This is a genomic window from Arthrobacter sp. FW306-05-C (assembly GCF_021801725.1).
Classification (GTDB): domain Bacteria; phylum Actinomycetota; class Actinomycetes; order Actinomycetales; family Micrococcaceae; genus Arthrobacter.
This window is the reverse complement of the sequence record NZ_CP084558.1, coordinates 1-16109: the sequence shown is the minus strand read 5'-3', so window position 1 is coordinate 16109 and position 16109 is coordinate 1. Positions and strand designations below refer to the sequence as shown.

The following is a 16109-nucleotide window of genomic DNA, read 5'->3' as shown; positions in this document are numbered from 1 at the left end:
CAAGATTACTTAGGGCCGGCAGGAGGTGCCACAGCTTCTACCCCTGGGTCTTTGGTTGTTCCAGCTCGGTCCAGACCAGGCCGAAGCAAAGCTGACTCGGATACGTCACTTCTCGATGCCCATTTCATCGAAGTCATCTTCGTCCATTTCCGCCTCGCGCACGTTGATCCGTTCGTACACCTCCGCCAGCTCCTCCTCGATAACAGCATCGTCGGAGAATCTGGCGATGTTGTAGTTGAAGAAGTCAGCAGACGTATGGACGAAGGTTGGGGAGAGAATTTCCCCAAGGATCGGGAGATCCTCACTCGTGTAGTAAGTGGCAACATCAAGGGTTGTTGAAACCCACCGAACCTTTCGGAACAGGCTGAGCACCACACCCACCGATGGAACGTACATGGGAAGCTCCAAGTCTTCCATCATCATTCGCGCGCTTGATTCAAGACCGTCGTCGGCCAGTTCAGAGCCAATGGCGCGTGCCATAGCATCCTTGAGCGAGATTAGCCGGCGCACTTCCTCGGAAACTGACGCTCTCGCGGCGAGGGCAGACCAATCGTTGTATGTGTTGACCTCGGCGTCGTCGTTCCACAGGACATCCAAATGCTCGTACCGTCCAGCTCCGCTGGCGAACCGCTCGACCGTCCCCATCAGGTCGGGGTCGAGGTCATCCAACGGACGGACGAGGTACTTTGCCTCCCGTGCTGAGGGGCCAGGGCTCGACGGAGGCGTGGATAACGCTTCAACCGCGTCAAGCAGGGCCCCGATCTTGTGCGAGTATTTGCGGAGGTTGGGGAACTTTCCGGTGGTCGCGTACCCGTTGCAGGCGATAGTCAGCTTGCAAAGGCGCTCCAAGCCGGACGCATAGGAGTACATCCCAACGTGAAGTGCGTAGTTGGAGTCTTTGCTGTCCCACGGAAACAGGTCAGGGACGGTAGGGACAGAGCACAACCTTCTTAGCCCGGTCAGAGTCAGCTCTGTGGCGAACTGGGTTTCGCCCACCAGGCTCTCCCAGACGACCTGGGGCATCCTCCCATTCACGCCGTGCCACCTCGGCCTGCATGGGGGCACCCCGATTGTTTGAAACGACTATCCGTGAACTGCGGCTGACCATAGAAAAACTTCATGCGCAATGGTAATGCCAACTCTGAGCAAACGGCGGTCCTCGTAGCGTAGACCTGCCCGGGCCGCGAAATGCCCACGGTAGAGCGTACGGAACCGTTTCGCATGTTTTCCCGGGCCGGTATGTTTGTGGCAGAAAGAAGCTGCACATTGAACACCACCGGCTATGCACGGGTGTCCACGCTGAACCAAGATCCGCATCAAAGCCGAGATCCGCAGGGGAAATCGACTCAGGAGCAGCGGAAGAAGTCACCCAGTTGGAAGACTGGGTCTGAGAATCTATGCTCCGATGTCGTCACCTTCCAAAGTCTTTGCCGGTCTGAGGCCGGTTGTTATGGCGCGGTGTAGAGGCAGCGTGAACGGCCGCCAGGGTGTCGCTATCAACGAGCGGCCCGCCCGCCTTGACGCGGCCCTGTGTTGTCTCCAACCTCGGGCCGGCGTCCTTGTCCGCGACTCGATAAACCTGATACTCACTGACGCATCCGTAGTCTGCGGCAATGGCCGCTGCGTTGGCTGCGCAGACGGATTCCATGTCGCTCGGTTCGTTGAACAGTGCTGCCGGGAAAGACTGTGGAACCCAGCGCCCGCCCAGCTCGGCGTCGAGGCCGGCGGACGCTCCGTTTTCGGCGTCAAGGTACCCGCGCTCCCAGCGGCCCATGGTGCGGGCCTCGCTGACTGCCTGCGTTGTCTCGACGTCGGCGATCAGGACGTCATAACCCGCCATCTGGAGTCGGTCCAGCAGAATCCTGGCCTGCTTCTCGTTACCTAGGGTGCCGTCGATGATGACATTCATCCCTGACTCAAGTGCCTCATTGCGTGCCTTCTTGGCGAGGATGGATGACTCAGTGTGGACCAGGGCTGCCAGCTCGCGCGGATAGAACTTCTCCCCCGCCGCTTCGAGCATGCGCACTTCCTCCGGCACCAGGTAACTGCCGTAGCTTCCGTCCTGGCGGGCCTGTTGCAGCAGCTCGTCCTTGAAGTCGTCCGCGTTGATCGGCAGCCAGTGCTCGGGCTGCGTCCGGGTTGCCTGGATAAGGGCGGCCTGTGCGGTGGACTTGCCAGCACCGGGAGGGCCGGCGAGCACAATCGCCTTCTTGTCGCGGCGGACCTCGGGGCGTGACTCTATGAAGCGTGCAAGGATCTCGTTGTGCAGCCGGCGGCGGTCCTGGCGTGGCTCGCCTCGACGGACGTTGAACCACTCAGGGTTCTGCGTGGTCGCGGTCCTGCTCTGGGCAGTCAGCGGTCCCCCGTCTGCGCTCAGGCGCTCCAAGGTCGCGCGGTGCGCTGCTGCCTGGTCTTCGGTAATCACGCTTTACAGCGTAGTCATCAGGCATCGGCAGCCTCGTCGGAGGCGTCTAGAATCTGGTCGTAGGCGTCGCCGTCGATCAGTCCTTCATCAAAGGCCCGGCCGACTTCCGCGAACGATCCCGGAGTGTCCAGGTACGGCGTGGACTCCCACTCTCCAGCCGCGGCGGCCGCGCCCTCGTTCTTGGGGTAAGGCCATGCAGACAGCTCGCGGATCATAGCGTCCCGGTCTATGTCACCCGCGGCGTAGCGCTCTGCGATCTCGTAAGGGCTGGCACCGCTAAAACCCTCGGGAACGGGCTTCACTCCCCTAGCGTCGGCCTGCGAGAGCAGCCGGCTAATAGCCGGCTGGCTGACACCCAAAGCACGGGCGACCACACGCTGATCAGCAGTCTCCACGGCCGCGCGGACATTCCTGATGTAGTCCAGGCCGCCCAGCTCACGCCGTGCACGGGCGCGGCGGGCATTGGCGATTGCAGCCTCGGGACTCGTCGTAATCGACATATCCGAACCTCCTCTATATAACGAATGTTATCACCGTTATAACCAAGGCTATATGATGTCGAATCCAAGGCATGCCGGACAGCTTCCTCCAGTATGGGGCCATGTCGAAGCAGCGGACGAAGAAGAGCGTGGCCCTGGCATACAAGCGCGCCAACGAGATGGGTGTGCTCGTGCAGGAGGAGCCGGGCAGAGGGTACCACCCGGCCGACAGCGCCCCCTGATCAGCCCCGGGCAGGTCTACGCTACGAGGACCGGCGTGATGTTCCATCCGGCCTGGTGCAGTCAGGTGGGGAGCTATGGGACTCGAACGCGAGGCGGATTTTGGTCGTCAACGAGGCCAGCGTAGGCACGCGGCGAAGGTGCGGCGCATGCGACAAGCAACCGCTCATGTCTTTTTCGATTCAGAGTCAAAGCCAAGAGCAGCAGTCCACGGACGCGAGCTCCTCCACGATCCCCTAGAAGGTCCCGGCAGCTTCACCAGCACCTGTCTCCTGAGCCAGGCTTCTCGAACCGCTCGTTGGCGGCGTATTCCAGCCACCGTGCTCAGATCGAAGAAATGACCGGGGTGTTCGAAAGCCAGCGAACAGGTCCCTCCTGACATCAGCAAGCTCCAACCAAAACGTCCAGGTGTGACTGCCGGCGAAGCCCGCCAGGAAGAGCTTGGCATCTCCGGATAAACAATGCTCCGCTTTCATGATTCAACCGGTGGACGCTGGATGATCCAAGCCCGATAGCCCAGACCGCGTTGGATACCGAGATCGCTGTCCCGATAATTGCCCAGGTTGATTTTTCGAATTCTTCCACCTATTGATTTAGCAAACTTCTCGTTCAGCGACCGTGCCCCCTCGTTGTCGGGTTGTGTGGCAAGCGCGATATCACGCCGAGGCTCCCGCTGAGCCGCTGTGGTGAGCAGTGCCAGCCCCACTCCGCGTCCCTGCACATCCGGAGCAACCGCGACTACCTGTACAAACAGCGGATCCGAGTCCTGAACTCCGGGTGATGAAACGCAGAAACCGACGTGAATGTCATCGATTTCAGCCACGAGCACACGGCGCTCAACAATTGTCGAGACGTTTTCTCGAACGCCTTGGACAGATATGGGAGGGCATACGAATTGCAAATCCTTCATTCGACGGCCATCGAGCGGAACGGCGGTAGCTTCCCGGATCGAAACCGCGGAGGATGAAATAGCTTGCACTCGGGTAGCCCAGCTGAGGAAGTCGGGGTCGCGACTGAGGCCAAGAGGCGGTTCTAACCTCTCGTACTCGAGATCCTTAGCGCTATGCAGCTGCATCTGCGACTTCCGACAGGTCATTGCGACTGAGAGCACGGGTCAGTGAAGAAACACTGACGCTGAGTATCTGAGCTGCCTCCTTTAGCGTCTTTCCCTCGCTGCGCAGCTGCCTGGCCGCCGCCGTCTTGGCTGGGGTCATGGTTCGAGGGCGGCCGCCGAGCCGGCCTCGGGCTTTCGCAGCCGCAAGGCCAGCCTTTGTCCGTTCAGACAACCGGGACCGTTCGTACTCGGCCAGGGAGGCGAACATATCAAAGATGAGCTTTCCATGGGCGCTGGTGGTGTCGAGCCACGGTTCAGCCAGAGAACGGAACCCTATCCCCCGCCGGCCCAATACGGTCACAATATCGGCAAGGTCTGCGGTACTACGGCCCAACCTGGTTAGATCAGCAACCGTCAGAACATTTCCGGGCTGCAGGTAGCCCAAGCATTCCTTCCACCGTGTTCTTGCTTGGGTGGCTCCGGAGGCGTACTCCTGAAAGACACGCACGGCCCCGGCAGCGACAAGCGCATCCACCTGGGAATCCAGGGACTGCCCGCGGGTACTTACCCTCGCGTACCCAATTACGTTGCCCGACACGTCAAAAAGCCTCCATCCCAGGTTTTGACCAGCTTTCATTTCGAAAACCAGTTCTGACCCACGATATGTGTGAATGTTGGCGGTAAATGGCGGTCTTTTTGCGGCGCTAAATGTCGCCCTGCTAGTCAGCCAGCGCTCGTGAGCGCCGGTAGAACGTCGCTCGGGACATACCAAGGTCCCGGGCGACCTGCGCCGCGGGCTCGCCACCTTTGACTAGGCGAACGGCGCTTTTGATCTGACTATCAGTCACCCTGCGGGGTCGGCCGCCAAGGTCCTTTCCGGCTTCTCTTCGTTTGATTATGGAATCAGTGATGCGTTCGCGCTTGATCTCGTGTTCCATCTGCGCGAGGGCGGCCATGATTGTGAACAACATGGAGCCCATGGGTGTTGCTGTGTCGACGTCGCCTCCGCCCAGGTTCAGGACGCGCAGGCCGGCGCCTATGCTGCGCAGTTCATCGGCAAAGGCAAGCATGTTCTGAGTGGATCGCCCGAGCCTGTCCAAAGTGGTGATGACGAGGGTGTCACCCTCCACGAGCGCGTCGAGCGCTCGATCGAATTGGGGTCGCGACGCGCGCGCCCCGGAGACACCCTGGTCGACGTAGAGGTCATCGCGTCGAACGCCGGCGGCCAGTAGATCCGCCTGCTGCCGGTCCGTGGACTGCTGCCGCGTCGAAACCCGTGCATAGCCGATAAGTTTCGACACGCCTGCCTCCAATGTGTCTCATAACTAATGATTAGTACGCCAATTCAAGCAGAGGGTTTCGAGACATAGTTATGAGAACCGCCGGGCGCAGAGAAAGCCGCTAGATTTCATGGGAGTCAGCATCTTACGGTCCGAAGCCAGTGAGACGTCTCGTATCCCAAGGGTTACGAGACGACTATTAGTTGCCCCGGTCGGGGTCAGCTGTTCAGCATGGTGACGATTCCGACTCCGAGGCCGATGGCGGAGCAGAGGCCAAGAGTTCTCATGGTGGGCCATTTGAGCCAGAAGATCAGTAGGCATGCCAGGGCGGTGATAGCAAGAGCGACGGGGTTCCAGGACGCCCAGACGGGGACGTCGAATTGGATCGGTCCCCATTGGAAGGGCCTGACGTCGTTGAAGAGTGTGTGTTCGGTGAAGTAAAGGGAAATGTCGGCGATGACGCCGACGACGGCGGCGGTGATGCCGGTCAGGGCTGCGGCCACGTGCTGGTTTCCGCGGAGCCGTTCCAGATAGGGGGCTCCGAGGAAGACGAAAATGAAGCAGGGGACGAACGTCACCCAGGTCACCAGGAGCGAAGCCAGCACGGCCGCCACCCACGGGTCCAAGCTGCCTGGGTTGCGGTAGGCGCCGACGAAGGCGACGAACTGGACGACCATGATCAAGGGCCCGGGCGTGGTTTCGGCCAGGGCGAGGCCCTTGACCATTTCCCCAGGGGCAAGCCAATGGAAAACGTTCACGGCTTGCTGGGCCACGTAGGCCAAGACGGCGTAGGCGCCGCCGAACGTCACGATGGCCGCTCCGGAGAAGAAGAGTCCCTGGTCCACGAACACACTCTGTGGTGAGAAGACAAGCGCCGCGAGGCCGACGGGGGCGAGCCAGACCATGGCACCGAGCAGGATGATCAACAGAGAACGGCGGTGGCTGGGCCGGTCCTGGTGGAGTGCGTCGTCGCTGATCAACGGTGCGGGGCCGTTATCGGAAGGGTCGGCTTTCACTCGCCGCAGTTCCGGTATTTTCCGGCTGAGGGCCCAGCCCAGGGCTCCGGCGGTGAGCACGACCACCGGGAACGGGATTTTGAAGAACGCAAGTGCAATGAACGCTGTCACTGCCAGGGCGACAAGGATGGGGTGACCGAGGGCGCGGGAGGCGACCCGCTGGAGGGCATGGGCGACGATCGCGACCACGGCCGGGGCGACGCCCGCGAACAGGCCCGTCACGACCGCCGTTGAGCCGGCCGCGATATACAGCGCTGAAAGCCCGAGGATGGCCACGGCGCCGGGGATGACGAAGAGGATCCCGGCGATCAGGCCGCCGATCCATCCGTTCAGGAGCCAGCCGGTGTAGATGGCCAGCTGCTGGGCCTCGGGTCCGGGCAGGAGGTGGCAGAAATTTAGGGCATGCAGGAACCGGCGCTGGCTGATCCAGCGTTTGTCGTCCACGAGCTTGTGCTGCATGACAGCGATCTGTCCTGCGGGCCCGCCAAAGGTCTGCCAGGAAATTGAGAACCATGCCCGCACCGCCTCCTTCAGGGGGATGACGTGCCCTTTATTCGGCATTTTCGTTCCGACCTCCGACCCTGTCGGGAACCTGCCCTCATCATCATTTATCTCTCGTGCAACCACGGTTACATCATACTGGCAGTTGTGCCGGACTTTTGACCGTTCGTGCCGTTATGACTCCCGGAGACAATTCAGACGCGTTCCCAGCCGAGGATGAACCCGCGCGCTTTTGAAGAATTCGTAGAGGCTGTTGAAGAAGCGGTGGCGCCGGAAAAATGATGATCGTGGGCCTCCCCCCGATCGTCAGTACGTCATGGCGCGGGAGCGGGGGGTATCGCCCCAGGCGCCTGGTGGGGCCAGGGTGACATTCCCCGGCCCGGGATCTGGGATTCCGGGCCGGGGGATGTCTAAGCGGTGGGCTTGAGGCCGTTGGCGTCAAGGGCGGGGCGGAGGGCTTTGGCGAGGGCGGTGGCGTCGTTCACTGCCCAGAAGTGCAGGTAGAAGAGGCGTGGCTGTTCGGTGAGGCTGTGGCTGTGCAGTTCGACGATGTCGATGCTGCCCTTGCGCAGGGCTTGCATGACGGGCTGGACTTCGGATTCGGTGAGGGCGAAGTCGCCGTTGATAGCGGCCTTACCTCCACCGAGGGGCTGGAAGTTGACGGCTGTGGTAGTCCCGAAGGTTGGCGGGAGGATGTCGTTGCCGTCGGTGATGGTCTCCTTGCGGGCAAGGCTGTACTTGTAGATCCCGCCGTCGGCGGTTCCCTTGCGTCCGAGGGCAGCATCGATTGCCGCGGTGTCCAGGTCGACGGGCGGCTGCGTGGCCGCCGGGGCGGCCGGCGCGGGGATCGCGGTGGCGTCGAGTGCGGCTTTGATGCCCTCGGCGATCTTGACTGGATCGCCCATGGCGTGGATGTGGGTCCACCACACGGCGGGAGACTGCTCCAGGAGGTGCTTGTGCACCGCGGTCTGCTCGATGCCGTGGGTCTGGAGTGCGTCGGTGACCTTGGGCAGTTCGGCTTCGGTGACGACGAGATCGCCCATGAGCATGACCCCATCGTCATATTTGGCGAACGCAGCGTAGCCGCCGAGGGAAAGCCCGGGCTTGATGTCCACACCCTGGGAGGTGACGTGCAGGTCGGTGCGGGGCAGGGGGATCCGGTAGACGGTGTTGTTGTCGCCGAACTTGCCGGTGCGGCCGAGGGCGTCGGTGACCGGCTTCCAGTCCGCATCCGAGGTCGCCTCGGGTTCGCGTTCGCCCTGTTCAGTGGCCGGCTGCATGGCGCCCCCTTCGCTCATCGCGCCGGACGGGCTCGGGCCGGCTGGTGTGGGGGCGGTGCAGGCGGTCAGGGCTGCCAGTATGAGCAAGAGCACGGGCGGCAGGAGTCGGCGCAAGCGTGCCTCGGTGGTTGGGGTTTTCATCCTGTTTTTCTTCCTCTCGGGTTGGCGGTATTCGACGGCGGGGCTCATCGGTCCTCACCTTCCTGGTCCCCGTCGACGGGTCCGGTCCCGAGGACCTGATAGGCCTTGTCGAGGCGCACCTCGAGTTGGGTTCCGTCGGGTTTGGTGACGTCCACGCTGTAGCTGTCGGTGCCGGATTCGTTGTCTGCCTCGACCTTGCCGGCGCGGCCGCCCGGGACGGCCTGCACGGCAGCGGCGCGGGCCTGGTCCGCGGCCGGGCCGGTGATGTCGCCGCCGTCTCCGTCGGCGAATGACGCGATTCCGGCCCCGGTTGCGCCGAGGGCGAGCACTCCGGCGGCGATGGCCATTCCGATCTTCGTTCTGCGGTTCATGTCTTCCTCCTTTGGAAAGATGGATGCAACGCTGGTTACAGCGATATGCCTATCGCGGGAAGATGAAGCTTCCATGAAGCCGTCTCGGGCCCGCGCTAAACGGAGGGATGAGCGAAGGACTGTGCGGGTGCTGGTTGTCGAGGATGAGCCGAAGATGGCGGGTCTGCTGCGCCGCGGCCTGGCCGAGGAGGGCTATGGGGTGGATGTTGCAGCCGACAGCCCGGCCGGCCTGTCGGCTGCCTCGGGCGGGGGATATGACGCTGTGGTGCTGGATGTGATGTTGCCGGGGTTTCCCGGCTTCGAGCTGTGCCGCCGGCTGCGGGAGCGAGGGATCGAGGTGCCGGTGCTGATGTTGACCGCACGGGACGCCGTCGATGACCGGGTCCGGGGCTTGGATAGCGGTGCCGATGACTATCTGGCCAAGCCGTTCCACCTCGAGGAGCTTCTGGCGCGGCTTCGGGCGCTCACGCGCCGGGGCCCCCTCGTCTCCGCCCGGGGACTGGTCGCCGGGAACCTCCGGCTCGACTCTGAGGGCATGCGCTGCTGGCGCGGTGAGGCCGAGGTGAATTTGACCGCGAAGGAGCACGCCCTGCTGGAGTTCTTCATGGAACAGCCCGGGAGGGTCCTCACGCGCGAGGTGCTCCTGGAAAACTGCTGGGACCTGGCCTTCGAGGCGAACTCCAACGTCGTGGACGTGCACGTGCGGGCGCTGCGGGAGAAGATCGACCGCCGGTTCGGTGTCCGCTCGCTCGAGACCGTCCGCGGGGTCGGCTACCGGCTGCGGGCCGACGGCGGACGCAGGGCGGCGCAACCGTGAACCGGTGGCCGATCCGGATCCGGCTGACCGCGGCGTTCACCCTGGCGATGGCCCTGGTCCTGGCTGTCGTTGCCATCGTGACCGTGCTGAGCACGCGGGCCTCGCTCGACGAGTCGATTGCCTCCGGTCTGGAGTATCGCCTGCGCGGCCTGGAGGCGGTCGCGGCGGCTGACGCCCCCGTCCTGCCGCAGGCCGGGAAGGACACCGCCTCCCAGATCCTGTCTCCCGGCGGCCAAGTCCTGGCCAGTACCCCGGAGACGCGCGGGCAGCCGCTTCTGGGCGCCGGCGAGGTCCCGGTGGGCGGCCACGATCCCACTGTCGTCGAGCGCCAGGGCATAGGGTCGCTTCCTGGGCCGGTCCGGGTCGCGGCGATCGCCGCCCCCGATGGACGGTTCCTGGTGGCGGCCGTGAGCCTGGCGGACCGTGACGCGGCCGTGGGCGATCTCAGCGGCGAGCTAGCGGTGTCTTTTCCCTTGGTGCTGGTCGTGGCGGCCGCGGGAGCCTACCTGCTTGCGGCGGGGGTCCTGCGCCCGGTCGAGCGGATGCGGGCCCGGGCGGCGGCGATTACCGCGGACGACCCCGACCAGCTGCTTCCGGTCCCGCCGGCGCGCGATGAGATATCCCGGCTGGGGGCGACCTTCAACGAGCTCATCACCCGCCTGCACGCCTCCCTGGACAGGCAGCGCCGGTTCGTCGCCGACGCCAGCCACGACCTGCGCACGCCGCTGAGCCTGCTCACCACCGAGCTCGAACTCGCCCTGCGCCGCCCACGCAGCGCCGAGGAACTCGTCGCTGCCCTGCGCTCGGCCCTGGAGGAGACCGAACGCCTTTCCCGTCTCGCCGACAGCCTGCTCTTGCTCTCGAGCGCAGACCAGGCCCCGCGCGCTGCTTCGGCGACCGATCTCGGCCGGGCCCTGGAAGCTGTGGCTGCCAGATACCTCGCCCTTGCCGGGAAGGAAGGTCTGCGGGTCCAGTGCCCCGTTGGTCTCATGGCCCAGATCAACCGTGACGATCTCGAGCGGGCCGTAGGCAACCTCGTTGACAATGCCCTCGTGCACGGGAAGCCTCCCATCACGGTCGTGGGCCGCACCGCCGCAGAGTCGCAAGGACGGGCCATGGTCGCCGTGGAGGTCCAGGACTCCGGCGCTGGCATCGACCCGGGCTTCCTGCCGCATATCTTCGACCGCTTCACCCGGGCGGACTCAGCGCGCTCGGTGGGCGGAGCAGGCCTTGGGCTCGCTATCACGGCGGCCCTCGCACACCGGAACCGTGGACAGGCGGTCGCCGGCAACCACCCGGGAGGGGGCGCCGTACTTACTCTCCTCCTACCCGCGGCGGACGCACCGGTCTCGCCCGCGGGACGGCCATGACATGCTTCCTCGTCGACCAGGCAGCGGTGAGCCGCGGGCGGAATGCGACTTCACGTCAGCTTCATCTGAAAAGGGTAAGCAGTGTGCGGAGCCTTCGTGTTCCACATGTTGATAATCAAGAAAGGAGGACCGATGCTCAATCTCGGTCAGATTGTGCTGGGGGCGCTCATGTCCGCTGTCGCTGGCGGTGCGCTCGTTGCGCTCACTGTGCGTGGGCGGCGGTACGCGACGTGGGGGGCGGGAGCGGTAGCGGCCTTTGTCGGGCCGTTTGCCTGGAACCTCATTCTGGCCTCGGCCGGCGGAGCGGGATTCTTCGTCGACGCGCCGATACCGTTCTTCCCCGTCTCGTGGCAGGACACCGGCAGCGGCGTGTTCACCCTGGCCGCTGCGGGACTCATGTTGGGTCTGGGCCCCATGGCACGGGAACCCGGAAGACGCGTGGCTGTTGCCGCGGCCGTGGCGGCAGCCGCCGCCCTCCTGGTAGACATCTTCCTCTACTGACCAGCCTCCATTAACTCCTGGTCTTCCACCCGATGGGAGATCTGCAACGCTGGGTGCACGAACGGTTCTACCGCGTGATGATGAAGAGCTGGGACAGGTGTAACCCCCGGCACTCCATTTGCCGTGTCGTCAGGCTTCGCTGAAGCGCGCCAACAGGTGGTCCCGGAGCCTGGCGGCGGGTCGCGTCAGGCCTGCCGGGGTCTCAACGAGGCCTATGACGCGGTGCCTGGAGGCTCCCTCGAGGGGGATCTGGCGGATCCCGGGTACGGGCGACTCGCTCGGCGGCATCAGGGCCACGCCCTGGCCTTGGGAGACGAACGCGTGCACCGTGGAGAACTCTGTGATCTCAAGCGCGATCGCCGGGACGAAACCTGCCTCCTCGCACCATTCCTCGGTCAGCTGGCGCAGGTGGTAGCTCGTCGGGTTCGCGATGAACTGCTCGCTCCGGAGTTCCTCGAGGGGGATCGAGGCCTGCCCGGCCAGTCGATGGGACTCGGGCAGCATCGCGATGATCTCCTGGACCCCGAGCACCGCGTGGGCCACGGCGGGACTCGGCGGGATGACGACGGCCAGATCGAGCTCCCCCCGGTCCAGCCCGTCCAGGAGCTCGGAGGCGTGCGCCTGCCTGAGCACGAGGCGGACCCGGGGCGCCTCCTCGCGGAATCCAGCCAACAGTCGTGGCACCGTGACCGGACCCATCGTGAGGGGGAACCCGAACCTCACCGTGCCGGCCTCCGGGTCGGCTTCCTGGGCGACCGCAGCGAGGGCCTCCTCGAGCGCGCGCAGGGGCCCCTGAAGCCGGTCGGACAAGGCCCGACCCGAGCTCGTGAGCTCCACGCCGCGACCCACGCGCGCCAGCAGCTGCCTCCCGAGACCGTCCTCCAACGCCTGCACGCGGCGGGTCACCGAGGACTGCGGCATCCCCAAGGCTTCGGCCGCCCCCGTGACGTGGCCCTGCCGGGCAACCTCGGCGAAGGCTGCCAGCTGAGGGGCCACTAGCGCCACTTGAGGCATCTGGTCATCCATATTCGGATCATAAACTGCCAAACGTTCATTGGACTGATCGAACGTCCCCTCCCGAAGATGAAACGGAAGAAGAGAGGAAATACGTCATGTCGATCGGAAACACTCCCGGCAGTAATCAGAGCGAAGAGTTCGACGCCATCCTCATCGGTGGCGGGATCATGTCCGCCACCCTCGGAGCGCTGCTCGCGACGCTCAAGCCCGAATCGCGCATCCTGCTGCTCGAGCGCCAGCCGGGTCTCGCGCGTGAAAGCAGCGGCCCCTGGAACAACGCGGGAACCGGGCACGCCGGCTACTGCGAGCTCAACTACATGCCTGATCCGACCGACGCGGCCAAGGCCGAAGCGGTCTCCCGGCAGTTCCTGCTCAGCCGTGAATGGTGGGCCCACCTCGCCCGGCTGGGCCTGATCGACCCGGCCCGCTTCATCCACACCACACCCCATATGGACATCGTCTTCGGCGCCGCCGACGTCGACTACCTGCGCCGACGCTTCACCACCATGAAGGAATCCGCGGTGTTCGATGGAATCGAATTCACTGACGACCCGGCGAGGATCGCCCAATGGGCGCCTCTGGTCATGCGGGGACGCTCCGCGTCCGAGCCTGTTGCGGCCACGCGTTACCCGTACGGAACTGACGTCGACTTCGGGAATCTCACCCGGGACCTGGTGAAAGTATCGACCGACCGCGGGGCAGCGGTCCGGTTCGGGCACGAGGTCCGCACTCTGCGGCAAGGCCGCGACGGCATATGGATCGCCGCGGGGCGGGACAGGGCGTCAGGAGCCAAGTTCTCTTTCCGGGCCCGGTTCGTGTTCGTCGGCGCGGGAGGCCAGGCGCTGCGCCTGATGCAGAAGGCACGCGTTTCGGAGGTGAAAGGCTACGGCGTCTTCCCCGTCGGCGCGGCGTTCCTGCGCTGCTCTGCACCGGGGCCGGCCGCGCAGCACACCGCCAAGGTCTACGGCCAGGCCCCCCTTGGGGCCCCGCCCATGTCGGTGCCACACCTCGACAAGCGCATCGTCGACGGCGCCGAGCACCTCTTGTTCGGCCCATACGCGACCTTCAGCACCAAACTGCTCAAGCACGGAACCCTCCTGGACTTCTTCACCACCCTGAGGCTCGCCAACCTCCACGTCCTCGCCGCCGCCGGACTCCAGAACCTGCCCCTGATCGCCTACCTGATCCGGCAGCTCTCAGCGAGCAAATCGAAGAAGTTCGCCCAGCTCAAGCGCTTCTACCCCGAAGCCGACCCGTCCGAATGGGAACTCATCCAGGCCGGCCAGCGCGCACAGCTCATCACACCCGACCGGCGGCGCATCGGCGTGCTCCAATCCGGCACCGAACTCGTCACCGGACATGACCGGACGATCGCGGGACTGCTGGGTGCCTCCCCGGGTGCCTCGACCGCGTTGCCGATCATGCTCGATCTCCTCGAACGCTGCTTCCCTGAACGATGGGTTCAGGATTGGCGCCCGCTTCTGACCGTCGCCATACCGGGCCTCGAACCCGGGCGAGCCTGGAACCACTCAGACGTCGAGAAGAGCCTCACTGCCACCGGGCTGGCGCTCGGCCTCTGAACCCCAGACGCAGGGTCTGGGTCCATAAGTGGCACGTTTCCCGAGGGAGTCTTCCGTCAGTTCCGGGTCACGGAGCCCGTGAGCGAGGCGATCGGCCGCAGGAACAGCGGCCGTGCGAGGAACCAGGTCGCCACGATGACCACGATCGCAGCCACGAAGAATCCGAAGCCAAGCCAGCCCTCGCCGTCGTTCGAGGCGAACATGTTGTTGAGGTTGCGCAATGCACCTGTGGTGAGCACGAGGAAGACGTGGAGGACGACGAACGCGACGAAGTAAATCGCGACCGGGAAGTGCAAGGCCCGGGCGGCCTCTATCGGGTAGGCCCTGTTAAGCCGCGGCGCCTTCGCCGGCCACGCACCCGACATGCGCAGTCCCGTCAGGACCGCGAGCGGGGCCGCGATGAACACGGTCACGAAGTACGCCAGCAGCTGGAGGGCGTTGTAATTGACCCAGTTGTTCTCGAGCGGCCAGTCGAGCGAGGCGTACTGGATCGCCACGGACGCCGCGTGAGGAAAAACATCCCAGCTGGTCGGGACGATCCGCCTCCACTCCCCCGTCGAAAACAGCAGGATCCAGTAGACGAGCCCGTTGAGCACCCACAGTGCGTCCAGCGTGAGGTGGAACCACAGGGCCAGGCTGATCTTCTCCGGCTGGCCCTTGGTCTTGATGAGGCCCTTGTTGTTGCGCTTCCAGTAGCCCTGGGGCCGCGTCGTGAAGCGGACCTGTATCCCCGAGCGCACGATCAGCACGATGAAGAACATGTTGAAGAAGTGCTGCCAGTTCAGCCAGGCCGGGATCCCGACGGAAGCGTCACCATGGAGCGTCGCGTGGCCGGGATACGTGGCGATGAAATGCGAGACCTCCCCGTTGCTGCGGAGCCACCTGGCCAACAAGACGAGCAGCCCGAGCACGATGACCGCCCCGACGGCGGTCACCGTGGGCTTGAACCACGGCGCCTTTGTCCAGGCGGGGGCGGGCGACATCAGCATCCGCTCGGGTCCTCTCGGTCAGGCGGACCCGGTTTCCCCGGGCAGACCAAGACGGGCGTTCGGCGGCGCAATGGATGCGAGCAGGGCTCCGGCCCCGCGGACGTGTCCGAAACCAGGGTCACATCTGTTCGGGGCGCAGCATGGCCAGGACTTGCGGGCCGCCCGCTATGGCAGGGGAAACCCACTGCCGGCTTGTCGAGGGGGCCCGGGAGGTCATCCGCCAAGGCCGGGGATGAACTCTATAAGCGCGAAGAGCACCACAAGCCCGATCAGGACCAAGGCAATGATCATCGGGATCCTGCTCCACCGGTCACCGGCGCGGTGGTAGGGGTTCGCTGCGTCGTCGAGGACGGCGCGCGTGCTGCTCTCGTCGTCCTCCCGCTCCCCGTCTCGGACGATAGAGGGCCCCTGTTCCTCGTGCGGTTCGCGGTCCTTGCGGGACCAAGGAGTCCGTTTTCCGAATCGGGACATTGAGGTTCCTTTCACACGAGGCCCCGCCCGTGCGCATGCATGCACGCGAGGCAGAGAGTTCGGGCCTGACGACCGGCGGCGGTGGAGCCGTTTCGGCTTCCGCCGACCGCTTGCGGGTCTGGGGTTTCCACTCACCCCAACTACGGCAATTGTAGCGTAACCGTGGTTGCAAGGTAGGGATGGCGTACGAGGCCACGGTCACAGACATGCGGCCCCTCCCCCACTGTCGCTGAAATCGCGGCGACCAGAACGCCCCGGCGCCCCGGCGGCTACCACCAGCTCATATTCGCGTCACGATCCCACTGGTCGCGGGCGTCGCGACGGTGGTCCTGCAACCGCAGATCGCACTGCCCAAACAAGGGCTTCAAACGCCAACTCGTTATCGGCCGCGACCGGGCCTGAACCGGGTCTACGTCTAATCCATGCCCGATACGTTGCTCCACCGCGTGACTTTGCCCAAGCTCAACAGGCACCCATAGGCGGCCAAAAGCTCGTCAATACGCCACTTTCGAATATGGCATCTACCGGCAGCTCGTTGGCGTGGCGCGTCAGGCGGGGTCGCGGCCGAGGATGAGGC

The 16109-nt window shown here is 64.6% G+C and carries 16 protein-coding genes; 4 read left to right on the top strand and 12 right to left on the bottom strand.

Going from position 1 to position 16109, the window contains the following annotated elements; genetic code table 11:
* Positions 1 to 105: 105 nt before the first annotated feature.
* The 9 genes from LFT44_RS21860 to LFT44_RS21820 all read right to left on the bottom strand — a co-directional run bounded on the left by LFT44_RS21860 (position 106) and on the right by LFT44_RS21820 (position 8787).
* Positions 106 to 1023, bottom strand: a complete 918-nt coding sequence (locus LFT44_RS21860) for a hypothetical protein (protein WP_236803185.1) — start codon at positions 1021 to 1023, stop codon at positions 106 to 108.
* Between the two features lie 388 nt (positions 1024 to 1411).
* Positions 1412 to 2425, bottom strand: coding sequence for a zeta toxin family protein (locus LFT44_RS21855; protein WP_236803184.1), 1014 nt, complete (start codon positions 2423 to 2425; stop codon positions 1412 to 1414).
* 17 nt (positions 2426 to 2442) lie between these two features.
* Positions 2443 to 2925, bottom strand: coding sequence for a helix-turn-helix domain-containing protein (locus LFT44_RS21850; RefSeq protein ID WP_236803183.1), 483 nt, complete (start codon positions 2923 to 2925; stop codon positions 2443 to 2445).
* A 691-nt stretch (positions 2926 to 3616) separates the two neighbouring features.
* Positions 3617 to 4054: a GNAT family N-acetyltransferase gene (locus LFT44_RS21845; RefSeq protein ID WP_336885653.1), complete on the bottom strand. Its 438-nt coding sequence runs from the start codon at positions 4052 to 4054 to the stop codon at positions 3617 to 3619.
* A 151-nt stretch (positions 4055 to 4205) separates the two neighbouring features.
* Positions 4206 to 4835 carry a recombinase family protein gene (locus LFT44_RS21840; RefSeq protein WP_236803181.1) on the bottom strand — a complete coding sequence of 210 codons (630 nt, stop codon included), beginning with the start codon at positions 4833 to 4835 and terminating at the stop codon, positions 4206 to 4208.
* A gap of 82 nt (positions 4836 to 4917) precedes the next feature.
* Entirely contained in the window at positions 4918 to 5499 is a 582-nt protein-coding gene (locus LFT44_RS21835; RefSeq protein ID WP_236803180.1) for a recombinase family protein, read from the bottom strand.
* A 197-nt stretch (positions 5500 to 5696) separates the two neighbouring features.
* Complete coding sequence (gene chrA / locus LFT44_RS21830; RefSeq protein WP_236803179.1) at positions 5697 to 7055, bottom strand: chromate efflux transporter; 1359 nt, start codon at positions 7053 to 7055, stop codon at positions 5697 to 5699.
* A 350-nt stretch (positions 7056 to 7405) separates the two neighbouring features.
* Entirely contained in the window at positions 7406 to 8293 is an 888-nt protein-coding gene (locus LFT44_RS21825) for a DUF1259 domain-containing protein (protein WP_236803205.1), read from the bottom strand.
* A 167-nt stretch (positions 8294 to 8460) separates the two neighbouring features.
* Positions 8461 to 8787, bottom strand: a complete 327-nt coding sequence (locus LFT44_RS21820) for a PepSY domain-containing protein (RefSeq protein WP_236803178.1) — start codon at positions 8785 to 8787, stop codon at positions 8461 to 8463.
* Positions 8788 to 8914: 127 nt separating this feature from the next.
* Here LFT44_RS21820 and LFT44_RS21815 point away from each other — a divergent pair, with 127 nt between their 5' ends.
* The 3 genes from LFT44_RS21815 (at position 8915) to LFT44_RS21805 (ending at position 11475) form a co-directional block, all read left to right on the top strand.
* On the top strand, positions 8915 to 9604 hold the full coding sequence (locus LFT44_RS21815) for a response regulator transcription factor (protein ID WP_336885652.1): 690 nt from the start codon (positions 8915 to 8917) through the stop codon (positions 9602 to 9604).
* A complete protein-coding gene (locus LFT44_RS21810; RefSeq protein ID WP_236803177.1) occupies positions 9601 to 10974 on the top strand; it encodes a sensor histidine kinase in 1374 nt (457 codons plus the stop codon). The genes LFT44_RS21815 and LFT44_RS21810 overlap by 4 nt, the downstream gene beginning before the upstream one ends.
* A gap of 132 nt (positions 10975 to 11106) precedes the next feature.
* Positions 11107 to 11475, top strand: a complete 369-nt coding sequence (locus LFT44_RS21805; protein ID WP_236803176.1) for a hypothetical protein — start codon at positions 11107 to 11109, stop codon at positions 11473 to 11475.
* A gap of 129 nt (positions 11476 to 11604) precedes the next feature.
* Here LFT44_RS21805 and LFT44_RS21800 read toward each other — a convergent pair whose 3' ends face one another.
* The gene (locus tag LFT44_RS21800) at positions 11605 to 12489 is read right to left on the bottom strand and encodes a LysR family transcriptional regulator (protein ID WP_442863794.1); all 885 of its coding nucleotides are present in this window, start codon (positions 12487 to 12489) and stop codon (positions 11605 to 11607) included.
* 98 nt (positions 12490 to 12587) lie between these two features.
* On the opposite strand from LFT44_RS21800, the gene LFT44_RS21795 reads away from it, so the two are divergent.
* Positions 12588 to 14072 (top strand): malate:quinone oxidoreductase, encoded by a 1485-nt coding sequence (locus tag LFT44_RS21795; RefSeq protein ID WP_236803174.1) that lies wholly within the window; start codon positions 12588 to 12590, stop codon positions 14070 to 14072.
* A gap of 56 nt (positions 14073 to 14128) precedes the next feature.
* Here the strand turns inward: LFT44_RS21795 and LFT44_RS21790 are convergent, their stop codons facing one another.
* Positions 14129 to 15055, bottom strand: a complete 927-nt coding sequence (locus LFT44_RS21790; protein ID WP_236803203.1) for a cytochrome b/b6 domain-containing protein — start codon at positions 15053 to 15055, stop codon at positions 14129 to 14131.
* Positions 15056 to 15274: 219 nt separating this feature from the next.
* Positions 15275 to 15532, bottom strand: a complete 258-nt coding sequence (locus LFT44_RS21785; protein WP_236803173.1) for a hypothetical protein — start codon at positions 15530 to 15532, stop codon at positions 15275 to 15277.
* Between the last annotated feature and the right edge of the window lie 577 nt (positions 15533 to 16109).